This is a genomic window from Embleya sp. NBC_00888, from assembly GCF_045207655.1.
In the GTDB taxonomy this organism is placed as follows: Bacteria; Actinomycetota; Actinomycetes; order Streptomycetales; family Streptomycetaceae; genus Embleya.
In genome coordinates this window covers 4,414,976-4,435,186 of the sequence record NZ_CP108785.1, presented here as the reverse complement: position 1 = coordinate 4,435,186, position 20,211 = coordinate 4,414,976, and the positions used below count along the sequence as shown (strand labels likewise).

At 69.6% G+C, this 20,211-nt stretch carries 20 protein-coding genes; 14 read left to right on the top strand and 6 right to left on the bottom strand.

Going from position 1 to position 20,211, the window contains the following annotated elements; translation table 11 throughout:
- Positions 1-617: 617 nt before the first annotated feature.
- Together OG948_RS53655 and OG948_RS53650 are read right to left on the bottom strand one after the other, a co-directional pair.
- Positions 618-1,262 (bottom strand): DUF2637 domain-containing protein, encoded by a 645-nt coding sequence (locus OG948_RS53655; protein WP_406300749.1) that lies wholly within the window; start codon positions 1,260-1,262, stop codon positions 618-620.
- Positions 1,263-1,429: 167 nt separating this feature from the next.
- Positions 1,430-1,666 carry a hypothetical protein gene (locus OG948_RS53650; RefSeq protein ID WP_331772363.1) on the bottom strand — a complete coding sequence of 79 codons (237 nt, stop codon included), beginning with the start codon at positions 1,664-1,666 and terminating at the stop codon, positions 1,430-1,432.
- Between the two features lie 689 nt (positions 1,667-2,355).
- Here OG948_RS53650 and OG948_RS53645 point away from each other — a divergent pair.
- The 3 genes from OG948_RS53645 (at position 2,356) to OG948_RS53635 (ending at position 4,957) form a co-directional block, all read left to right on the top strand.
- On the top strand, positions 2,356-3,597 hold the full coding sequence (locus tag OG948_RS53645; protein ID WP_331772362.1) for a hypothetical protein: 1,242 nt from the start codon (positions 2,356-2,358) through the stop codon (positions 3,595-3,597).
- Positions 3,569-4,342, top strand: coding sequence for a hypothetical protein (locus OG948_RS53640; protein WP_331772361.1), 774 nt, complete (start codon positions 3,569-3,571; stop codon positions 4,340-4,342). Before OG948_RS53645 ends, OG948_RS53640 begins: the two co-directional genes overlap by 29 nt.
- Positions 4,343-4,456: 114 nt before the next feature.
- The gene (locus tag OG948_RS53635) at positions 4,457-4,957 is read left to right on the top strand and encodes a GNAT family N-acetyltransferase (RefSeq protein WP_331772360.1); all 501 of its coding nucleotides are present in this window, start codon (positions 4,457-4,459) and stop codon (positions 4,955-4,957) included.
- Positions 4,958-5,252: 295 nt separating this feature from the next.
- On the opposite strand, the gene OG948_RS53630 is transcribed toward OG948_RS53635, so the two are convergent.
- On the bottom strand, positions 5,253-5,948 hold the full coding sequence (locus OG948_RS53630) for a response regulator transcription factor (RefSeq protein ID WP_331772359.1): 696 nt from the start codon (positions 5,946-5,948) through the stop codon (positions 5,253-5,255).
- 87 nt (positions 5,949-6,035) lie between these two features.
- Here OG948_RS53630 and OG948_RS53625 point away from each other — a divergent pair, with 87 nt between their 5' ends.
- Positions 6,036-6,656: a M15 family metallopeptidase gene (locus OG948_RS53625; RefSeq protein ID WP_331772358.1), complete on the top strand. Its 621-nt coding sequence runs from the start codon at positions 6,036-6,038 to the stop codon at positions 6,654-6,656.
- A gap of 70 nt (positions 6,657-6,726) precedes the next feature.
- Here the strand turns inward: OG948_RS53625 and OG948_RS53620 are convergent, their stop codons facing one another.
- Positions 6,727-6,951 (bottom strand): hypothetical protein, encoded by a 225-nt coding sequence (locus tag OG948_RS53620; protein ID WP_406300748.1) that lies wholly within the window; start codon positions 6,949-6,951, stop codon positions 6,727-6,729.
- A gap of 108 nt (positions 6,952-7,059) precedes the next feature.
- Between OG948_RS53620 and OG948_RS53615 the strand changes: the two genes are divergently transcribed.
- Entirely contained in the window at positions 7,060-8,169 is a 1,110-nt protein-coding gene (locus tag OG948_RS53615; RefSeq protein ID WP_331772356.1) for a hypothetical protein, read from the top strand.
- 29 nt (positions 8,170-8,198) lie between these two features.
- Here the strand turns inward: OG948_RS53615 and OG948_RS53610 are convergent, their stop codons facing one another.
- A complete protein-coding gene (locus OG948_RS53610) occupies positions 8,199-9,278 on the bottom strand; it encodes a MerR family transcriptional regulator (protein WP_331772355.1) in 1,080 nt (359 codons plus the stop codon).
- A 523-nt stretch (positions 9,279-9,801) separates the two neighbouring features.
- Here OG948_RS53610 and OG948_RS53605 point away from each other — a divergent pair.
- From OG948_RS53605 to OG948_RS53595, 3 genes are all read left to right on the top strand, one after another.
- Positions 9,802-10,008, top strand: a complete 207-nt coding sequence (locus OG948_RS53605; protein WP_020554951.1) for a cold-shock protein — start codon at positions 9,802-9,804, stop codon at positions 10,006-10,008.
- Between the two features lie 369 nt (positions 10,009-10,377).
- A complete protein-coding gene (locus OG948_RS53600; protein ID WP_331772354.1) occupies positions 10,378-11,937 on the top strand; it encodes a DEAD/DEAH box helicase in 1,560 nt (519 codons plus the stop codon).
- A 679-nt stretch (positions 11,938-12,616) separates the two neighbouring features.
- Positions 12,617-13,777 (top strand): permease-like cell division protein FtsX, encoded by a 1,161-nt coding sequence (locus OG948_RS53595; protein WP_331772353.1) that lies wholly within the window; start codon positions 12,617-12,619, stop codon positions 13,775-13,777.
- 199 nt (positions 13,778-13,976) lie between these two features.
- Here the strand turns inward: OG948_RS53595 and OG948_RS53590 are convergent, their stop codons facing one another.
- A complete protein-coding gene (locus OG948_RS53590; protein WP_331772352.1) occupies positions 13,977-14,450 on the bottom strand; it encodes a MarR family transcriptional regulator in 474 nt (157 codons plus the stop codon).
- A gap of 258 nt (positions 14,451-14,708) precedes the next feature.
- Between OG948_RS53590 and OG948_RS53585 the strand changes: the two genes are divergently transcribed.
- From OG948_RS53585 to OG948_RS53560, 6 genes are all read left to right on the top strand, one after another.
- Positions 14,709-16,052, top strand: coding sequence for a helix-turn-helix domain-containing protein (locus tag OG948_RS53585; RefSeq protein ID WP_331772351.1), 1,344 nt, complete (start codon positions 14,709-14,711; stop codon positions 16,050-16,052).
- A gap of 175 nt (positions 16,053-16,227) precedes the next feature.
- A complete protein-coding gene (locus tag OG948_RS53580) occupies positions 16,228-16,725 on the top strand; it encodes a flavin reductase family protein (protein WP_331772350.1) in 498 nt (165 codons plus the stop codon).
- 39 nt (positions 16,726-16,764) lie between these two features.
- Positions 16,765-17,979: an acyl-CoA dehydrogenase family protein gene (locus OG948_RS53575; protein WP_331772349.1), complete on the top strand. Its 1,215-nt coding sequence runs from the start codon at positions 16,765-16,767 to the stop codon at positions 17,977-17,979.
- A 146-nt stretch (positions 17,980-18,125) separates the two neighbouring features.
- On the top strand, positions 18,126-18,977 hold the full coding sequence (locus OG948_RS53570; RefSeq protein ID WP_331772348.1) for a hypothetical protein: 852 nt from the start codon (positions 18,126-18,128) through the stop codon (positions 18,975-18,977).
- The gene (locus tag OG948_RS53565; RefSeq protein ID WP_331772347.1) at positions 18,974-19,726 is read left to right on the top strand and encodes an aldolase/citrate lyase family protein; all 753 of its coding nucleotides are present in this window, start codon (positions 18,974-18,976) and stop codon (positions 19,724-19,726) included. Before OG948_RS53570 ends, OG948_RS53565 begins: the two co-directional genes overlap by 4 nt.
- Entirely contained in the window at positions 19,723-20,211 is a 489-nt protein-coding gene (locus OG948_RS53560) for a nuclear transport factor 2 family protein (protein ID WP_331772346.1), read from the top strand. Before OG948_RS53565 ends, OG948_RS53560 begins: the two co-directional genes overlap by 4 nt.

The window sequence follows — 20,211 nt, the reverse complement described above, 5'->3', positions numbered from 1 at the left end:
GTCGTACACGACAGACCCCACAGACCCCGAATGACGGGACGAACGGGGGCAGTTCCCGGCCCTCCGCCGCCCACTCCCGAACCAGACCCGCGAAGATCGGAGTCCGAACCTCCCCGGGAACGTCACCGTCGACCCCGGAGACCCCCGCCCGCAGCACAGTCGGGCCGGACGACATCTCGCGCAACGACCGCGCGCCCTCACATGTTCGATCCACATCTCCCATCGATAGCCTCCCGGATACACCCGCCGCCGGGCATTCCAGTGCCGTCACCCGTTCGGACGCCGGCCACGAACACCTCACACCGCTCACGCCCTTCGGTCACCGGCACCGGCCACTCGACCCGCCCATTCGCGAACGAGACCGGCCGCCGCCCCTGCGACACCGCGCGGCCCACATCACCGAACTGCCGACCGCACCGCACAGCGGGGATCCGGCCGAGGCGTGGTTCGGCGAGGCTGCCCTTGCGTTCTGCGCCCATCGGGCCTGCGGGTCGTCTCGACGATTGCAAATCGGGCGGCACCTGCCGGCGCCGCCCGATTTCGGTTTCGGCGGGTCTTGTGGAGTGGAGGGCAACGACGCCGGAGGGGATCCCGCGGCTCGTGCGAACGGGCGCGGTTCAGGGTGCGGGATCGCGGCGTTGGACGGCGGTGGATCGTCGGGGTGGTCGGGTGAGGGTGATCTGGCGTACGAGCTGGTGCAGGCAGGCCGTGGTCGCCACCGCGGGCAGGACGGCGACGACGACGCCCTGGACGGTCATGGAGGCGTGGCTGACGGACAGCGCCATGGACAGGCCGGCGAAGGCGGTGACCACGATCCACGAGTGCAGTGCCCGGCGGCGGTGCAGGCTGGAACGCAGGATCGACAGCGAGGCCACCACCCACGGTCCCTGGACCAGGACGGGCCACCACCGGGCCGGGCCGTCGGTGGCGCCGGCGGTGTGCCGTAGCGGTGCGAGGGTGATCACCGCGCCGAGCACACCGATCGCGGCGACCAGCACGACGCTGACCACCACCAACGTGCGGCTGAGCCGGTCCAATCGCCGCGCACCGGTGGCCGGCAGGGGGGCCTCCGGGGGCCGTCGGCGATGACTGCCGCGCACCCGCATCGGAGCCGAGAGTTCGACGGTGGCGGGAGCGTCCTCGGCCTGGTTCCCCAGCAGCCGGGCCAGGTCGGCCTCGAATCCCGGATCCCCCACCACCGCGAACGACGAGGCGAGCCCGTCGAACGTCGCGGCCTCGTCCGGAGACGGCCACTCCGCCACGCCGGGGAACGATGCGGCACCGGGAGGGAATTGCATGCCGGGCGGGGGGTACGGGTCGTATCCATAACCTTCGTACATGGGCCTGATTCGTTCAAGGGCTCGGGCGTTGCCGGGTGCCGAATACACATTCTCGATGCTCGGTGGGTGGTCGTGGGTGGTCCCGGGATTCACGATCGCGGATCGTCCAGGACGTCGTCGAGTCGGCGCGCGTACTCCGCCGCGATCAACACCATCGTCAGAGCGAACTGCTCCATGTCGGCGGAGCAATGACGAAGCAGGACGCGATGGCCGGCGCGCTCGATGTACGCGTAAGGAGACCGTTTGAGGAACGTCGCCGCGCGAGGGGTGAGTACCCAATCCCCCATGGGGAAGGTGCGTTGGGCGAGCGCGGGGGGAACCGCCACGGAGGCGGAAGCTCGGGAAGTCACGCCGGAGTAACGACGAGATCTGCGCTTCAGCTCTGGTCCGAAACGGTGAACGACGGCCCGGGTCGTGTCTTCTTCGATCTCATTTCGTACATTTCCGAACGCGGGCGCCGGGTATCTCTCGTCACCGAGGACGAGAATTCCGTGCGGCAACAGGGAAGCGTGATCGTTGCCCCAACCAACTCTTTACTTCCACCATGAACAACTCATGAGTCGGCAAAATCTTCCGGACACCGCCGAACGGCAGTCCCATCTTCCGCCGAGCACATATTCGGGTGGATAACTTGTAACCCCGGCCCACCCGGCGCCGGCCCGTCCCGCGCCCACCGGGAGAGGTCCGCCGGGACGACGAGGTCGCTGCGCTCAAGCGGGCGGCGCGCACGTCCCGAATCCCGTCCCGCCGCCACGCCCCGCCCGGGCCCGACCCGTATACCCGGGCAGGACACCGCCGGCCGTCCACTCGGCCGCAGGCCCTCGCCGAGCAGCTCCGCACACCGCCCGTACAGCAAAACCCGTTGCCCGCTGTCGAGCCCCGTGAGAGCATCAAGGATTCAACGGTCCGTCTCCTTTCATTTACGCTTCGCAACGCGAATGAAAGAGTGCGGGCCGTTGCCATGTCCACGGTTTTGAGCAATCCATCAAGATCCGCGAATGGCAGGTACCGTTTGATGTACACAAAAGAGCCGACAGAAGCCTGCATCGAGGATTCGAGCAACATTTTGGTTGCGCCTGCGATGTTGCACGATGATGACTTGATCAGGGACTTCTTCGGGTCCGCAATCACGCCGGATGACCTTGCTTCCGGTTCGGCCGACCTCGCGCAGAAGACCGTCTACCTGTGTGGCGATATACCCGCGATCAGCGGCAGCCGACTGCATGCTGCTGCCCGGGTATTCGTTATCCGTGAGCTGTCACACGGTTACCACGAGGACGTCGACGGATCTTGGCCCCTCGTCGACCTCGGCCGAGTTCCCATCCGTGTGCACGGCATCGGCGTCTACTACCGTCGCTTTTTCGGACTCGGCGCCGATCACTTCGGGCGGATCCGTGCGGAGCACGAGTTCCAGTCCCTGACGGAGTCCACCAAGCCTGGAACAGCCCATCGCAGCGGAATCTATCTGACGCCCGTCACACAAAACGGTGACGAACTGCATTTCCGCCTGCTCCGGTGCTCCACGAATCTCTCGGGGCCGACCGAGAGCTTTCGCCCGACCGACACGCACATCGTCGAGGCTCTGAACCGCGAGGCGGCCGTCGTCTTCCGGAACCAGGCACCGCTGAATCACGTCCTCGCTCAGATCTACCACAACACCCTTGCCACGGCCGAGCGCAAGCAGTCCAAGGCCAAGATCTCGGCCCATGCCGACAAGACCAAGGACATGCCCGTCAATGGCGTCATGGCCTTCTGCACCTTCTATGACGGGCTCGACCATTGTCAGCCCCTGACCGAAGACGCCTTCGACTACGGCGTGAAGGGGGCCAGTGGGCTGACCAGACTCCACTTTCGCCTCAAGGAGCCGATCGAAGAACGCGACGGCGTCGCACTCCCCTCGCAGTTCACCCTGACCCTCTATCCCGGCTCCGTGTTCTTCATGCCGCTTTCCACCAACCGCCTGTATACGCACGAAATCCGGCCCTCAACGCTGGACGCCGAGTTGCTGCCGACCCGCCTGGGGTACGTGGTGCGCTGTTCGAGCGCCGAAGCCGTTCACAAGAACGGCCACACGTTCCTCAAAGCGGCCGGAGATCTGGTGAAGCTGGGGCCACCCACACCGGCCGGCATGAACGAGCTGCGCAGGCTGTACGCCGAGGAGAACAGGACCTCGTCCTTCATCGATTACGGCGACGAATTTCTCTTCAGCATGAACACAGGAGACTACGTTGCCCCCCGAGTCCAGGATCTCGGATGAGATCCTCTCGTGCGCTCTGCCAACCGAGGACAATCTCTTTGCGGAGCTGTCCGCGTCGGCTCGTTTGGAAGACGTGGGAAAGGGCCGACGAGGCGCCGCGCTTACCAGGATCGACGAGACACGTGGTGTGCCCCTCGTCCGTACTACCACTCGCTACAGCAGCCCGGCGCAGCGTTTCCGGGCAGTGCACGAACGGCTGGCGCAACGGGTTCAAGAAGGTGCGGCGCTTTCGGTCGGCTTCAACAACGCTCTCATCGAGAGCTACACGAACGCTTACACAACCATGGGCAGCCATTCGGACCAAGCCCTCGATCTGGCCGACGAGTCGTTTATCGCCGTCTTCTCCTGCTACGAACATCCCGAAGCGAGCCCGCCGAGGAAGCTGATCTTCGAATCGAAGAGGTCCGGTGACGAGAGGTTCGAGATCCCCCTCGCGCACAACAGTATCGTCGCGTTCTCGGTCGACTCGAATCGGCGGCTCAGGCACAAAATCGTATTGGACACGCCCGCCGTCCGGACGGCGGACAACCAATGGTTGGGTGTAACCTTTCGAACGTCGAAGACCTTCGTTCGGTTTCGCGACGGACATGCGTACCTCCCGCAGGGTGCGCGCCTCACGTCGGCCGACGATGAGCAGCGGCGCGAGTTCTACCGACTACGGCGCCGTGAGAACGATGAAACGGATTTCATCTACCCCCCGCTGACGTACACCGTCAGCGAGAGCGACCTGATGTCGCCCGTCTGACCTCGAGGGCTTTTGAACAACCCTCACGGAGCGAAAGGCGCATCACCCAAGCCGAAACGACAACCGTGAATAAACTCGGGTGGCCTCGGCACGCCGTCCGGGTAGAGTTGCGCAATGCCCGAGCTGAAGCGGTTGCATGCCGGCAACGCCCCGGCGGTCCTGGCCTTCGAGCTGGCGAACCGTGCCTACTTCGCCGCCTCGGTCTCCGACCGCGGCGACGAGTTCTACCACCGGTTCGCCGACCGGCACAGCGCCTTGCTGGCTGAACAAGAGGCCGGCGTCTGCGCCTTCTACGTGCTCGTCGCCGAGGATGGCGCGGTTCTGGGCCGGTTCAACCTGTACGACCTCGAGGACGGCGCTGCCGAACTCGGTTACCGGGTCGCGCAGCACGTCGCCGGCCGCGGCGTGGCAACGACGACCGTCCGAGAGTTGTGTCGGCTGGCGACCGTGCGGCACGGGTTGCGAACACTGCGGGCAGCCACCGCTCTTGCCAATGCCGCGTCCCAAAAGGTGCTGACCAAGGCCGGGTTCGTCCCGGTCGGACCGGCCGACCCGGCCGACCTCGGCGGCAAGCCGGGTACCTGGTACCAACGCGACCTGACACTCCAGCCGTAGACCGCGATCTTCCCGGTGCACCAACACGGCACCGCTGTTCGTCGACCTCTTCGACCGTCGCCCACGGTCCGACACGCGTGCGAACAGTCGCCGCGGGGGCGTGCACAAGTGCTTCGACGATGGGCGGAACGGGGACGCCGCTCCCCGCTCGAACGAAGGCCGCGGCATCGTCGGCGGGTAGCGCGCGTGGGCGAAACCACTCCCCGGTACGTCGCGTGCCCGGTGATGGTTCTGACAATTGCCAGGCCGAGGCCGACGCCCGCGTGATCGGCGTGGATGCGCTCGGCCCGGGCGCCTATCCACGGTCTGCTCCGTCGTCGCCGGCCGCCGGTTGCGTGTCGATGCGGTAGCCGACGCCAGGCACGGTGGCGATGATCCAGGGAGTACCGAGCCGCTTGCGCAGTGCCGAGACGGTGATGCGTACGGCGTTGGTGAACGGGTCTGCGTTCTCGTCCCACGCGCGTTCCAGGAGTGCTTCGGCACTGACGACACCGCCTTCGGCGGCGACGAGGACCTCGAGCACCGCGAACTGCTTCCTGGTCAGCGCCACGTAGTGGCCGTCGCGGTAGACCTCTCTGCGAAACGGGTCGAGCCGCAGACCTGCGATCTCCCGCACCGGCGGCCTGTTGTGCGCACGTCTGCGGTCGAGGGCCCTGATTCTGAGCACGAGTTCCCGGAGTTCGAAAGGTTTCGTGAGGTAGTCGTCGGCACCGAGCTCGAACCCGGACGCCTTGTCGTCGAGACGGTCGGCCGCGGTGAGCATGAGGATCGGCATGCCGCTGCCGGAGGCGACGATGCGTTTGGCGATCTCGTCACCGGACGGTCCGGGGACGTCGCGGTCGAGGACGGCGATCTCGTAGGTGTTGATCCTCAGCAGTTCCAGAGCGGTGTCGCCGTCACCTGCGATGTCGGCCGCGATCGCCTCCAGGCGCAAGCCGTCGCGAATGGCCTCGGCCAGATAGGGCTCGTCCTCGACGATCAACACACGCATGCTCTCGATGCTATGAGTGGGCGCGTATCGTCGGCGTACCGAAAACCACATACGTGCCGACAACACCGCGCCGCCTTGACTGGCGGCATGACTCGAACCCCATCATCGGCACGAACACCGACCCGCCGGATTCGCCGGCTCCCCGTCGTCGGCCTGACAGTCGTCACGGCAGCGATCATCGCGACCCTCTTCCACCAGGTTCCGAAGTTCTTGCCCTCCTCGAATACCGATCGCGCTGAGCACCGTGGTGTGTTCGGCGAGGCCGACGGTGTCGTCCCCGACGGCGTGACCGTCTTCGACGACGCGGTTCCGGCCGTGGCCAACCTCGATCCGGATCTGCTCAAGGCCCTCCGCCGGGCCGCCAAGGATGCCGCGGACGACAAGGTCGTGTTCTACGTCAACAGCGGCCGGCGTTCCCCGGCGTACCAGAATCAGCTTCTTCGCGAGGCCGTCGCCAAGTACGGGTCCGAAGACGAGGCCGCCCGATGGGTGGCCACCGCGGCGACGTCTCTTCACGTTGCCGGGGACGCGGTCGACCTCGGGCACTCCGACGCGACGGCGTGGCTGTCCCGGCACGGCGCCGCATACGGGCTGTGCCAGATCTACCGGAACGAGCCCTGGCACTACGAACTGCGCCCCGAAGCGATCAAGCGAGGCTGCCCACGCATGTACGCCGACCCCACCCAGGACCCGAGGATGCGGCAGTGAAGGGATCTGCTGTCCCAGATCCGGGCCCGCCCCGACAACGTCGGCCCGAACTCGCCGCCGAACGACAGTCTCAGCCCGGCCGGGGACGGAAGGTCCGCGAGGGCTGATCGTTCCTGTGGCGCCGGAGGTTGTTCCTGGCGCCGTTGCGGATGCGTTTGGTACGGCCGTGCTCGGCGAGCACCGCGAGGGCATCGGCGACGTCGGCGTCCCGGGCGATCATGAGTTGGAGCCAGTCGGAGGAGTCCTGCCGGCCGACTGAGCGAGTATCCCGCGTATCGCCCCCGGAGACGGGCACCGACGCACGCTACTGCGCCGGTCCGACGTACCGCCCGCATGCCGCTCTGTCGCGGGAGCGATCGGGGGTGTGCCAGGGCTGTCAGCGGTTGCCGGCAGCATCTTTCGTATGAATTCTCGTACTACTCCGCCGCGGCCGGTCGATGTGACCGCGGTGTTTCCCGAGCTGGCTCCGCTGGGGCGCCCGGCGATCCGCCTGCATCCCCGGCCCGGGACTGTGTCGCCGTACGAGAGCTCGGTGGGCGGGCCGTTGCTGTGGCCCGCCGGCGAGCCGTGGCCGATCTGCCGCGAAGACCATACGGGGAGCTCCGCAGGGGGGTATCTGGGATTGGTGCGGCTGGAGCGGCGCAGCCGGGCCCGGCTGCGCCTCGATCCCGGCGGCGACTCCTTCCCCACGCCCGAGGCACAGGCGACGATGCAGCGGCTCGACGCGGCGCTCATGGAGCGGTACGAGCCGTCGGCGAAGACGGGGGACACCGGTCTTCCGCCGCCCGTCGACGAGTCGGTCGCGATGCTGCCGGTGGCTCAGCTGTACGTGCGCGACGTGCCGCTGCTGCGCCCGCCCGCGGGGGCGGATCTGCTTCAGGTGCTGTGGTGTCCGCTCGAACACGAGCCGGAGAACAAGCCTCTCACCATGCTGTTCTGGCGGTCCGCCGCCGAAATCGCCGACGTCGGCGGGCCGCCGGAATGGTCCGAGACTGACTCGGTGGATGAGTGGTACGTGCCGGAGCCGTGCGCGCTCGCGCCGGAGCGGATCACCGAGTACCCCTGCACCGCCGCGGAGTTGGGCGAGGAGCTGTGGCAGCGACTGGGAGACGTGAGCAGGTGGCAGGCGGCCGGCGTCACGCCGGCCGCCTTCCGCCCGTCCGGAGCCAAGAGCGGCTCCCACGTGTCCTACCCGGATTCCTTCTACCGGAGGGAGCTGTCCGTGGCTCCCGGCTGGAAGGTCGGCGGCTGGCCCCCGTGGGGCGTCACGGATCCCTGCATCCGGTTCTGTGCGGCCTGCGACGCCGAGATGGTCCCGCTGCTGACCGTCGCCTCGGGCGAATGGGACAGCGGCAACCGCGGCTGGGTCCCGCGGGAAGATCAAGCCGTCGCCGCGCTCGGCAGGGCCGACGGGTCCAACCCACCCGAGGTCGTGGTCGGCAGAAGCAACCATCTCCAGCTCTACGTCTGCCCCCGATCCCCGGAGCATCCACACACCGACCTGATCCAGTGACACGCAGCCCGGTCGCGGTTCTCTCGCTCCTACCGCGGGAACTCCGTCACATCGGCGACCACACAACCGACGTTGTCGGGACCGCCGGAGCCGTTGGCCAGGGCGACGAGTTCGTGTACGGCCCGCTCGGGATCGGCGACGTCGGCAAGGACCCGCTGCACCTCCTCGGTCGGGACGACGGAGGACAGGCCGTCCGAGCACAGGAGGTAGCGGTCTCCGGGGCGGGCATCGCGCAGGCGTATGTCGGCGGCGGCGTCGGATGCCCCGGCCAGGGCCCGCATCAGGAGCGACCGCTGCGGGTGGGAGGCGGCTTCGTCCGCGGTGATGCGGCCCTCGTCGACCATCGACTGCACCAGCGTGTGATCGTGGGTGATCTGGAAGAACTCGCCGTCGCGCAGAAGGTAGGCGCGGGAGTCTCCGATGTGGACCAGGGCCAGCCGGGATCCGGTCCAGAGCATCGCGGTCAGGGTCGTGCCCGCCTCCTGCGGCGGGGTGCCGCCGCAGGCGACCTCGCGCACGGCCTGCCGAGCCTGCTCGATCGCGTCGCCCAGGACGTTGAGGAGGTCGCCCCCCGGGATGCCGTCGGTCTCCAGACGCTTGAGTACCTCGACGGCGGCCGCACCCGCGGGGGCGCCGGCGGGGCCGAAGCCGTCCGCCACGGCGAACAGCCGGGATCCGGCGTAGGCCGTGTCCTGGTTGCTGTCGCGGACCCGACCGGTGTCGGAGAGTGCGGCATAGCGGATGTGCAGGCGTTCGTTGGTCGATGACACGGCGGGGTCCTTCCAGGACAGGTGGTCGATGAGGAAGGCGGCCAGGTCCCGGCGTGCGGCGGTGTCGGCTTCCGTGCGGGCCCAGAATGCGCGGATCTCCTGTGCTGCCGCGGCCGTTTCCAGGTCGCAGACCTCGCGGATGCGAGCCAGGGGCATGCCGAGCCGGCGCAGCCAGGTCACCAGTTGGGCTCGCTCCAGTTGGTCGGGGGCGTAGAACCGGTAGCCGGTCACCGGGTCGACGCGAGCCGGGGGCAGCAGTCCGAGTTCGTCGTACAGGCGCAGTGCCTTCGGCGACAGCCGGGACGCCTTCGCGAATGCCCCAATGGTCAGCAGCCCCATGCCCGCTCCTCTTCGTGCCGGGCGCCTCGCCCGGTCTCACCGATGCTGGGCCTTCCCCCAAGGTCAAGGTCAACCCGCGGCTCCGGCTCCGCCGACACGGTCGGGTCGTGGGGGCGAAGAAGACCTCGTTCGGCTCGCCATCCGAGGCCGCGGCCAACCGGGGAGTCGTGGGCCGGTTCGCTGGGCACGACGACCGCGGTGCGGAGTGGGCGTCGGCGTGAACGCGGTGGGACGAACGAACACGTGGATGTTCGTACATGTCACCGAACGGACCGCGTCGCCGTCCTCCGAAATCACCCATCATCGGGACCGGTTGATCGTCGGGGTCCGCGAAGCCGTTGCTATCCGTGCTATGTTGATCTCAGTTGCAGTTGTGGTACCCATGAACTTTGTGTGCACCTGACGGGCGTGTTCCGTGGGTGCATTTTTTGTTTGGCCGGTCATCTCCGGGTGGGCTCCTTGCGGCGACGCGGAATCGCACTGTGTGGATTCCGGTACTGCTTCCCAGACAAAGGAGAACGACATGGCGACCACCGGCACCGTGAAGTGGTTCAATGCGGAAAAGGGCTTCGGCTTCATCGAGCAGGACGGCGGCGGCCCGGACGTCTTCGCCCACTACTCGAACATCGCCGCCCAGGGCTTCCGCGAGCTCCAGGAAGGCCAGAAGGTCTCCTTCGACGTGACGCAGGGCCAGAAGGGCCCGCAGGCGGAGAACATCGTTCCCGCCTGACGCCTTTCGGCGGCCGTACCAGGGCCCGCCGCACCGTGAGGTCGCGGGCCCTGCTACGGCGTTCGTGTTTCCACCGCGGGCCGCCCGTCCCTCTTTCCCGAGATCGTGGCGACGGCACGCGACGCAGTACCCCGCCCGGTGGGCGGCAGTCGACGGCTTACGACCGCACACCGCCCACCGCCCCCGGACTTTGCAGTCCGCTCCAGCCGGCCGCCTTTTCCCACGGCGCCGCGCCTCCGAAGTGTGTTCGCGCGAATTCCTTCGCCCCACTTCGTTTCTGCTTTTCATTTCGGCTCGTTCTCGTGATACCTTGCGCGGCTTTCGGCTGCCGGGTCTCCGCGGTACGTGCCGTGTCGAGAAAGGTTCCCCGTGAACCCGAACGCCCGCTCCACCAATTCTTCGTACAGTTCCTCTTCCCGCGGCCGCAGCGGCGGCACCGGCGGCTACGCCCGCTCGGCCTCCGGCGGCAGCGGCTACGGCCGTTCCGGCTCCTCGGGTCGCTCCGGCGGCTACGGCCGTTCGGGCGGTTCCGGCGGTTCCGGCGGCTACGGCCGTCGCTCCTCCGGCGTCCGAGGGGAGTTCGCGCTTCCGGTGACCATCACCCCGGCGCTGCCCGCGGTGGCCTCCTTCGCCGAGTTGCACATGCCGTCCGAGCTGCTGGCGACGCTGACCGGTCTGGGGATGACCGAGCCGTTCCCGATCCAGGCGGCGACGCTGCCGAACTCGCTGGTCGGCCGCAACGTGCTGGGCCGTGGCCGGACCGGGTCGGGCAAGACGTTGGCCTTCGGCCTGGCGTTGCTCGCCCGTACCGCCGGCCGGCGCGCCGAGCCCAAGCACCCGCTCGCGCTGGTGCTGGTGCCCACCCGTGAGCTGGCCCAGCAGGTCACCGACGCCCTGACACCGTACGCCCGTTCGCTGCGACTGCGGATGGCCACGGTGACCGGCGGCATGCCGATCGGCCGCCAGATCACCGCGCTGCGGGCCGGTGCCGAGGTGGTCGTGGCCACGCCCGGTCGGCTCAAGGACCTCCTCGACCGCGGCGCCTGCGTGCTGGCCGACGTCGGTGTCACCGTCCTGGACGAGGCCGACCAGATGGCCGACATGGGCTTCATGCCCCAGGTCACCGAACTCCTGGACCAGGTACGCCCCGACGGCCAGCGGATGTTGTTCTCCGCCACCTTGGACCGCAACGTCGACCTGTTGGTGCGCAAGTACCTGCACGACCCGGTCGTGCACTCGGTCGACCCCTCGGCCGGTGCGGTCACCACGATGGAGCACCACGTGCTGCACGTGCAGGGATCGGACAAGAACGCCGCCACCACGCACATCGCCGCCCGCGAGGGCCGGGTGATCATGTTCCTCGACACCAAGCACGCGGTCGACCGGCTCACCGCGCACCTGCTCAACAGCGGCGTCCGCGCCGCCGCGCTGCACGGCGGCAAGTCCCAGCCCGAGCGCACCCGCACCCTGACCCAGTTCAAGTCCGGCCACGTCACCGTCCTGGTCGCCACCAACGTCGCCGCGCGCGGCATCCACGTGGACAACCTCGACCTGGTCGTCAACGTCGACCCGCCCAGCGACCACAAGGACTACCTGCACCGCGGCGGTCGCACCGCCCGCGCCGGCGAGTCCGGCAGCGTGGTCACCCTGGTCCTGCCCGGCGAGCGCCGCCAGATGGTCCGCCTGATGTCCGACGCCGGGATCACGCCGCAGATCACCCAGGTCCGCTCCGGCGAGGCCGAACTGACCCGGATCACCGGTGCCCAGGCGCCCTCCGGAATCCCGGTCGTGATCACCGCGCCGGTGGTGGAGCGCCCCCGCCGTACCGGCAGCGGTTCCTCCTCACGTGGACGCCGCAGCGGCTCCGCCCAGGCCCGCCGCTCCGGCCCGGCCACCCGCCCCGCACCCCGCGCGGTCACCGCCGCCTGACCCGCGCCCCGCGACATCCGGCCCTGAAGAGCCGGCCACACCCGCCCACCGGGCGGAAGTGGCCGGATACTTCAGGGCCTTCGCCGTCTCCAGGACCCTTCGCCGCACCGGACCCGTCGACGGCGCGAGCCGCGACCATCGCGTACGTCACTGCGGCCTCCGGCGAAAGGTCCCACCGACAACGGTGCATGGACGATCCACCGTGCCCGCGCCGAGAGTCCTGCCCGGAAGTCGCGTGCACGAGCGCCGGCGAACCCGGATCGCGGTGCCTGGGCGTGGTGTTCGGCGTGTGGGCGCTTCCGAAGGCGACGAGGGCGATCGATCCCGCGCGCTCCCGTCCCGCCGAACGGGTCCGACCGCAGGCCGACCTCGAGCCGAATCGGGCCGGACCACGGGCCGGGACCGAGAGTGGCGCGGTGCGGCAACCAACGGAGAGCCGCGTACGATCCGCCGCGGGAGCGCCCGTTGCCTGTCGGATGGGGCACCCCCCGGTCCATCCGATCCCACCCCAGGGCGACCCCACCCCCTCGGCGGGAATCCGTGACGACGGTGTGCGGAGGCCGGTCGGGCAATCCCGTCCGCGGCAACCGCGGCGAACAAGCACGACAGGACACGGCGTATCCGGTGCGAGACCCACCAACTACGCTCGGTACCAGACACGTTCACGACGGGGGCGAACATGGCGAACCTTCACATATCGCGCGCGGGCAGGATCACCGTCGGATGCGCGGCCGCGCTCCTGGCGATCACGACGGCCGCCGCGTGCTCCGGCGGACACGACAAGCCGCGTTCGAAGCGGGCCGAGGCCGGATCCTCCGCGCCTGCCGAATCCGCGGAGCCCGACGCGGACGACGCGAGCGCGGACGACGGGGACGACCTGCCGCCGCCGGGCGTCGACTACTGGGCCGGGAAAGCGGATCTGGCGGTGTTCCTGTGCCGGACCTCCGACCCGAAGGAGAGCGGCTGCGCCGCCGGCCCGGTCACCAACGTCCAACGCGAGGCGACCCTGGCCGCGCTCAAGGCCATGCCGCAGGTCCAACACGTGTACTACGAGAACCGACAAGAGGCCTGGAGACTGTTCCGCGCGCAGAACGCGAACAATCCCCTCCTCCTCGACGCCATGACGGCGGAGCAACTCCCGGAATCCTTTCGCGTCAAACTCAAGGACCGCGCCGCCCTTCCGATCGTCGTCTCCGCGATGGAGGGCCGCCCCGGCGTCGCCTCGACCATGACCCACGGCCCCGCCGCTCCCCCGCCCTCCGGCACCGCGGCTCGACTGACGCAGGAACAGGCGCGGCGGGCGGTGTTGACGGCGAACGACGTCGGCCCCGGATGGCGGGCGGACACCCTGACCGACACCGGATCCAAGCCGGCCTCCGAACCGTACTCGGGGAGCAGTGGCGACGCCGGGTGCGACCGCGCCCTCGCGGACGCCCCGACCGGCTCGATCACCATCGCCCTGGGCGCACAACGGGCGTTCGAGGACCCGAACGGGCTGCGCCTGGTCGCGTCCGTCCAGGTCTACGACGGCGACAGCGCCGCCCTGCAACTGGCCAAGACGCGCGCCCTGCTGAGCGGTTGCTCCGGGCTCTCCCTGCCGTTCCAAAACACCACCGCCCGCTTCTCCGCACTCCCCACCCCCGCCCTCGGGGACGAGGCACTGGGCATGCGCGTCGTCTTCGACCACAACGGCCCCCAGACCCTGGACTCGGTCCTGATCCGCATGGGACCCGACCTCGCCGCCGTCACCGTCGCCGGAGCCACCTCCCTCGCCCCCGCCACCTTGGAACGACTCACCCGCCGCGCCGCCGAACTCCTGCGCTCCGCCGTCCGCGATTGACCCCGGCGTACCGGGCCGTGGGCACCGCGAGGCAAGAGCGGAATCCGTCATGGGATCGAGCAGGGTTGCCGGCAGGTCGAGGACGAGTCGGGTTGGGCCGACTTCCAAGTCCGTTCCGACACCGCTGTCCGCCGCCGGACCCCGGTCGACCGTCACCGGCGTCGCGAAGCCGACGGATGACCCTGCCTGAGGGCGGTGTTCAGCCGCCTTCGAGTTCCCGGCGCACGGTGGCGGCGATGCGGGTGAGTGCGGTCTCGAGGTGGCGGCGTTGGGCGGCGGTGAGTGGGTCGAACACGAGTCGCTTCACCTGGGCGACGTGTTCCGGTGCGCTCTCGACGAGTTTCTGCCGGCCGGCGTCGGTCAGGGTGGCGAGGGTGTAGCGGCCGTCGCCGGGGTCGGGTCGGCGGGCGACCCAGGCGCGGGCCTCGAAGCGGTCCATCGCCTTGGACAGGCGGGGCTGGGTGCTGTCGCAGACCCGGGCCAGGTCGCCGAGCCGCATCGTGGCCTCGTCGGCCGTGGACAGCCGGGCCAGCACCCCGTACTCGAAGTTCGAGATGCCCGCGTCGCGCTGCAGTTGGCGGTCGAGGGCCGCCGGGAGGGCGATGACGACCGTCAGCAGCGCCTGCCACAGGTCCTGCTGATCGTCGTCGAGCCAGGGCGACCGAGAGTCCATGAGCCTCATCATACTTGCCCGAGCAACTCGCATCACTTGCCTGGGCAACTCTCAATGGGTTACTTTTTCACTTGCTCAGGCAAGTGAAAGTACTTGCCGGGGCAAGTGAAGGAGCTGATAGCGCCGGCGGGACGCCGTACACGCGCGGCGTCTCGCCGGACCGGCCCGGTCGGCCCGGTCCGCCCGGTCGGGCAGCTTCTTCGGCGTCCCCTGACGTGGGTGACCCCGTCGCGATGTCGTAACCCGCAGGAGGGGCTTGTGACAGAGACCGGTCGGCAGTTGCGGCGGGCCTGGATCGCGCGGCTGGGCCCGCAAGGTGAGGTCGACGTCGACCGAGCGGCATGCCCGCGCGCGATCGTCGAGGACGCCGTCGCGCGCGTCGGCGCGAACCCCGTGCGCTGGGCGATCGAACTGAGCTCGGTGGTCGTGCGGCGGATCGTCGAGGAGGTGCCGACCCTCGGCGGTAGCCCAGCCGCGGTCGAGATGCTCCGCCGTGGCAATGAAGCGACCACCCTGCGGGCGCTGTTCACTCTGGTGGAAGGCCCGGGCGCCGCTCCGCCCACCGCCGAGGCGACCCTGGAGGGCATCCGCGAGTTCGTCCACCGGGCCGTACCGCTCGAACAGGTGTTGCAGGGCGTCCGGATCGGGCACGCGGCAACGGCCGAGGCGTTCCTGCGGGCCGGTGCCGAGCTGGTCGACCCGGAGGTGGCGGTCGACGAGGTCACGGCGATCTCCCGCGAGCTGTTCTCCTACGTCGACAACCTGTCCGACACCATGATTCGCACCTACCTCGCGGAGCACGAGGTGTGGAGCACCAGCGCAGCCGCGGCCCGGGCCGACATCGTACGTTCCCTGTTGAGTGGTGCCGCGACGGCGGACGTCGGCGAGGCGTCGCGTGTCCTCGGCTACGACCTGCGGCGGACCCACGAGGCGGTGGTGGTGTGGTCGGACTCGCCGAACGGCAACTCCGGTCTACAGGCGGCGGCGATCGCGGCGCTCCAGGCTCGGGGCGCCACCGCGACGCTGGTCGTACCCGTGGCCTCGGGGCGGTTGTGGGCGTGGGGCACCGTGCCTCCGGGCGGCACGCGCCGGACCGGCTCGTGGGAGACCATCGCGAAGGCACTGTCTCGGCAGCAGGTGCGGGCGGCCTTCGGCACCCCGGTCGACGGCGTCGCGGGCTTCCGCCGCTCTCACCGCGAGGCCGAGCGCGGGGAGCGGGTCGAGCGACTGCGGTGTGAGGCCGGGCGGGTTCCCAGGCATGCGACCGCCTACGCGGACGTCGCCGCCATCGCGTTGTTGGCCACCGATCTCGACGCGGCCGGTGACTTCGTGCGCCGTGAACTCGGTGGGCTTGCCGCCCGGAGCGCACCGATGGAGGCACTGCGGACCACGCTGTACCACTACATCGGCGCCGAGCGCAGCCTCGTGGATGTCGCCCGACGCCTGCACGTGGCCAGGGGGACCGTGACCTACCGCGTCAAGCGCGCCCAGGAGGTGCTGGGACGCGACCTCGACGACCGCCGCTTCGCCCTCCACACCGCCCTGGCACTCGCCGAGGAGCTGGGGGACGCGGTCCTCCTGCCCCGCGACGTCGAACGGTGAGCCCGATGCGCCGGTCGCGGCCCGGACCGACACGGCAGACCAACGGGAGGCCGGAATCCTCGGCCGGCAGACCAAGCGCCCGCCCCGGGAGTCGAAGTTCACTGGGTGATGTCGGACGCGGTGACGCACGAGGCCACGCACCCCGACAGACGGACTCGAACACACCGGGAGGCGCATGATGATCGACCGAGAGACCTTCGTCGAGTTGATGAGCGGGGTGTGCTCCCCGGTCACCGTGGTGACGGCGACGACCGCCGACGGACGACCGCACGGCAGCACCGTGTCGAGTTTCGCCTCGCTGTCGCTCGACCCTCCGCTGGTGAGCTTCGCCCTGGACCGCGCCTCGGGTCTGCTGGCCCACCTCCAGCCGGGTGACCGGGTGGGGGTGAACATCCTCGCCTCCCACCAGCAGGAGTTGGCGTCGACCTTCGCCCGCCGACACCGGGGCCCGGGCCTGAAGTTCGACGGCGTCACCTGGACCCTCCGCGCCGGACTGCCCTACCTGCCCGAGTCTGCGGGCTGGACCGCCGGATGCGTCGAACGCCACCTGGACGGCGGTGACCACGTCCTGCTCGTCGTGCACGTCGAGGAGGCCGAGTCGACCTCCACTGCCCCGCTGATCTACGCGCGCCGGGTCTTCGGCACGCACTCCCTTCTCGCCGACGCGAGCTGACCCGTACCCCGCACGGCCCCCGACACCGGAGTGACGACGATGAGCATCATCATGGACGCCCCCCGCACCACCGACGCCGCGCGCATGCTGCGGGCCGACCTCGTCGAGCGCGCCGCCAAACTGCGACCGCTGCTGGCCGGCAACGCCGATACGACCGACCGCGAGCGTGGGGTGCCCGCGGAGAACATCGACGCCCTGGCCGAAGCCGGCCTGCTGTCGTTGATGCAGCCCGCCCGTTACGGCGGTCTACAGACCGACTACCGCACCCTGTTGGAGATCGGCCGCGAGGTCGGGCGTGCCTGCGGCTCCACCGCCTGGGTCGCCGCACTGCTCAACGCCAATGCGTGGTTCGTCGGCCTCTTCCCCGCCCAAGCCCAGGACGACGTCTGGGCCGACACCCCCGACGCCCGAGTCGCCGGCGTCGTCACTCCCTCGGGTACCGCGCGCGTTGTCGAAGGCGGGTACCGGGTGAGCGGGCGCTGGGCCCCCGCCTCCGGGTGCGCCCACGCCGACTGGGCGGTCCTCGGGGTCACCCGGCCGGACGCCGAGGGCACGTCGGACGCCGTCGGCATCGTGCTCGCGCCGATGTCGGAACTGACCATCGAGGACACCTGGTTCGTCGCGGGCATGCGCGGGACCGCGTCGAACACGCTCCTCGGCGAGGACCTGTTCGTGCCCGCGCACCGCTTCCACTCCGTCCCCGACGCCGTCCAGGGCCGCTACGCCACACCCTTCACCGACGAGGCGCTCTACCGGGCACCGTTCGTGCCGGCCGCCGCGCTCGTGTTGACCGGGCCGCAGCTCGGGCTGGCCGCGGCCGCCGTCGATCTCCTGGCCGAGAAGGCCCCGCGGCGAGCGTTGACCATGACGGGCTACGCCTCCCAGGCCGACGCACCCACCATCCAACTCGCCGCCGCGAACGCGGCGTCGCTCGCCGACTCCGCCCAGCTGCACGCCTACCGCGCCGCCGCCGACATCGACGAGGCCGCGCGGGCCGGGGTGTTCCCCGATTACGACGCCCGGGCACGAATGCGGATGGACGCGGGGATGGCGGCGGTCCACGCGCGTGAGGCGGTTCGCATCGTGTGCTCGGCCCAAGGGGCTTCGAGCTTCGGCGAGGCCAACCCGCTGCAGCGCATCTGGCGCGACGTCGAGACCGGGAGCCGGCACGCCGTCCTCAACCCCGAGGTGGCCGCCGAGATCTACGGGAAGTCGCTGTTCGGCATCCGAGGCACGGTGTCCGCACTGGTGTAGGACGATCCCCGCCGACCGCCGGCTGCCGGTCCACGACGCCGATGCTCCGGCTCGGTCGATCGATGCGCTCGGAAACTCACGATCGTTGCCCCGGCCGGCCCGGCCGGAAGCCCATGTCGTTCACGCGGCAGCACAGGAGAGGTTTGATGACCATCGCTGCAATCGTAGGAAGCTCCGTCGTCGACGAGATCTCGGAGCGTGATCCGGACCTGGTCTCTGTCGGTGGCAGCCGGACGTGGTCGGTGTGCGGCCGGAACTTCGTGGTCGCGATCACCGAACTCGAAGCGGGTGACCGCCTCACCGAGCACGACCTGCCCGACGAGTACGTGCTGCTCGTCCAGGACGACGCGGTGGTGGGCGTGGAGCACCACGACCGGACACCGGTGTCCGTGTCCGAACCCGCACTCGTCGTCGTACCGGCCGGCACCAGTGCCGTGCACGCGACGTCGTCGACCACGGTGGCGCGGGTGTTCACCGCTCGTTGCGACGAGCAGATGAGGCGGGCCGTCAACCACGCCGTCGGGGTCGATCTGCGGGCCGCACCGCTACCGGAGCCCATCGCGACCACCGGTGGCACCGGAATCCGGGTGCATCGCATGCGCGACGTACCCGACGAGGAGGGACGCCTCGGCCGGATCTTCCGGACGACGTCGCTGATGGTGAACTGGTTTCCGGTGCACGAGGGGCCACGCGACACCGAACGGCTCTCGCCGCATTCCCACGGGGACTTCGAGCAGATGTCGGTGACCCTGGTCGGGAACTACGCCCATCACCTCCGGGTCCCGTGGACCCCCCGGATGAGTGAGTGGCGCGACGATGAGCACGTCCGGGTCGGTAGTCCCTCGATGACACTGATCCCGCCGACCGTCGTGCACACCACCCGCGCCGTGGGCGCGGGCCCGCACACGCTCATCGACGTCTTCGCCCCGCCGCGCGAGGATTTCCTCGCGCGGGGTTGGGTACTCAACGCCGGCGACTACCGGGGAACCCACCCGTGACGGCCGCTGCGTTCCCTCGGCTCGGTGCCTGGGTCAAGCTCCCCGCACCGGAGAGCGTCGAGTTGCTCGCACTCGCCGGGTTCGACTTCGTCGTGATCGACGCCGAGCACGGCGCGATCGACACCCACACGATGTCGACCATGATCGGACTGGCCCGTGGCTGCGGGCTCGCCCCGTTCGTCCGGGTCGCCGGCACCGCACCACGCGACGTCCAGGTCCCGCTCGACGCGGGTGCGGCCGGCCTGTTCGTCCCGCAGGTCGACGACGCCGCCCGGGCGCGGGACGCCGTGCGAGCGGCTCGCTTCCCTCCGCTCGGACGACGCGGCGCCAGTACCTCCGGGCGAGCCGGGCGATGGGGACTCGACGCTCTCGGCGACTACCTGCGGTCCGGCAATGACGAGGTCCGCCTCGTGGTCCAGGCCGAGAGCATCGGAGCTCTCTCGGCGATCGTCGAGATCGGTGAGGTCGCCGGCGTCGACGCGGTCTTCATCGGCCCGACCGACCTCGCGGTCTCCAGCCGGTCCCGCGAGGGTGACGGCAGGCTCGCAGACCTCGTCACCGCGGCCGAACGACGCTGTGTCGACCACCGCATCACCCTGGGCACCACGGCCTCGGGCAACGCGTCGGAATTGTTGGATCGTCGTGGGTACGACTTCCTCGTCCTGGGGGCCGACACCACGATGCTGCGTCAGGGCGCACACACGTTGGTGAGCGCTGTACGCACCGCCGCGACGGCGGTCGGCCCATGACCGCCGACGCGCGCATCGACGGCCGGCCGACCCTCGCCCGCGTGCACACCGATCTGTCGATGCTGGTGACGGCGCTGTGGTTCGAGATCGACCACGCTGACGGTTCGGCGGCAGCCGGCTTCTTCACCGCCGACGCCGAACTGACCTTCTCGCGCAGGACCTTCCGCGGCACCGACGAGATCGACGGCGCGTACCGCGACCGCGCCGCACGGGGACCGCGGGTCTCGCGTCACCTGATGTCCAACTTCCACGTCCTCCGTCACGAGAGCGATCTCGTCGAGGCCGTGTCCGCCCTGGTGCTCTACGCGCAGGACGGCAAACCTCCCATTGCGACGACCGTTCCGGTGCTGGTCGCCGACGTGTTCGACCGCTTCGTCCGAGTCGGCGAGCCGGACGGACAGGCGTGTCGGTGGCTCATCGCCTCCCGACGGATCGAGAACCGCTTCCTCCTGCCGGGCGACGTCCTCGCTGTTCCCACCGAGTAA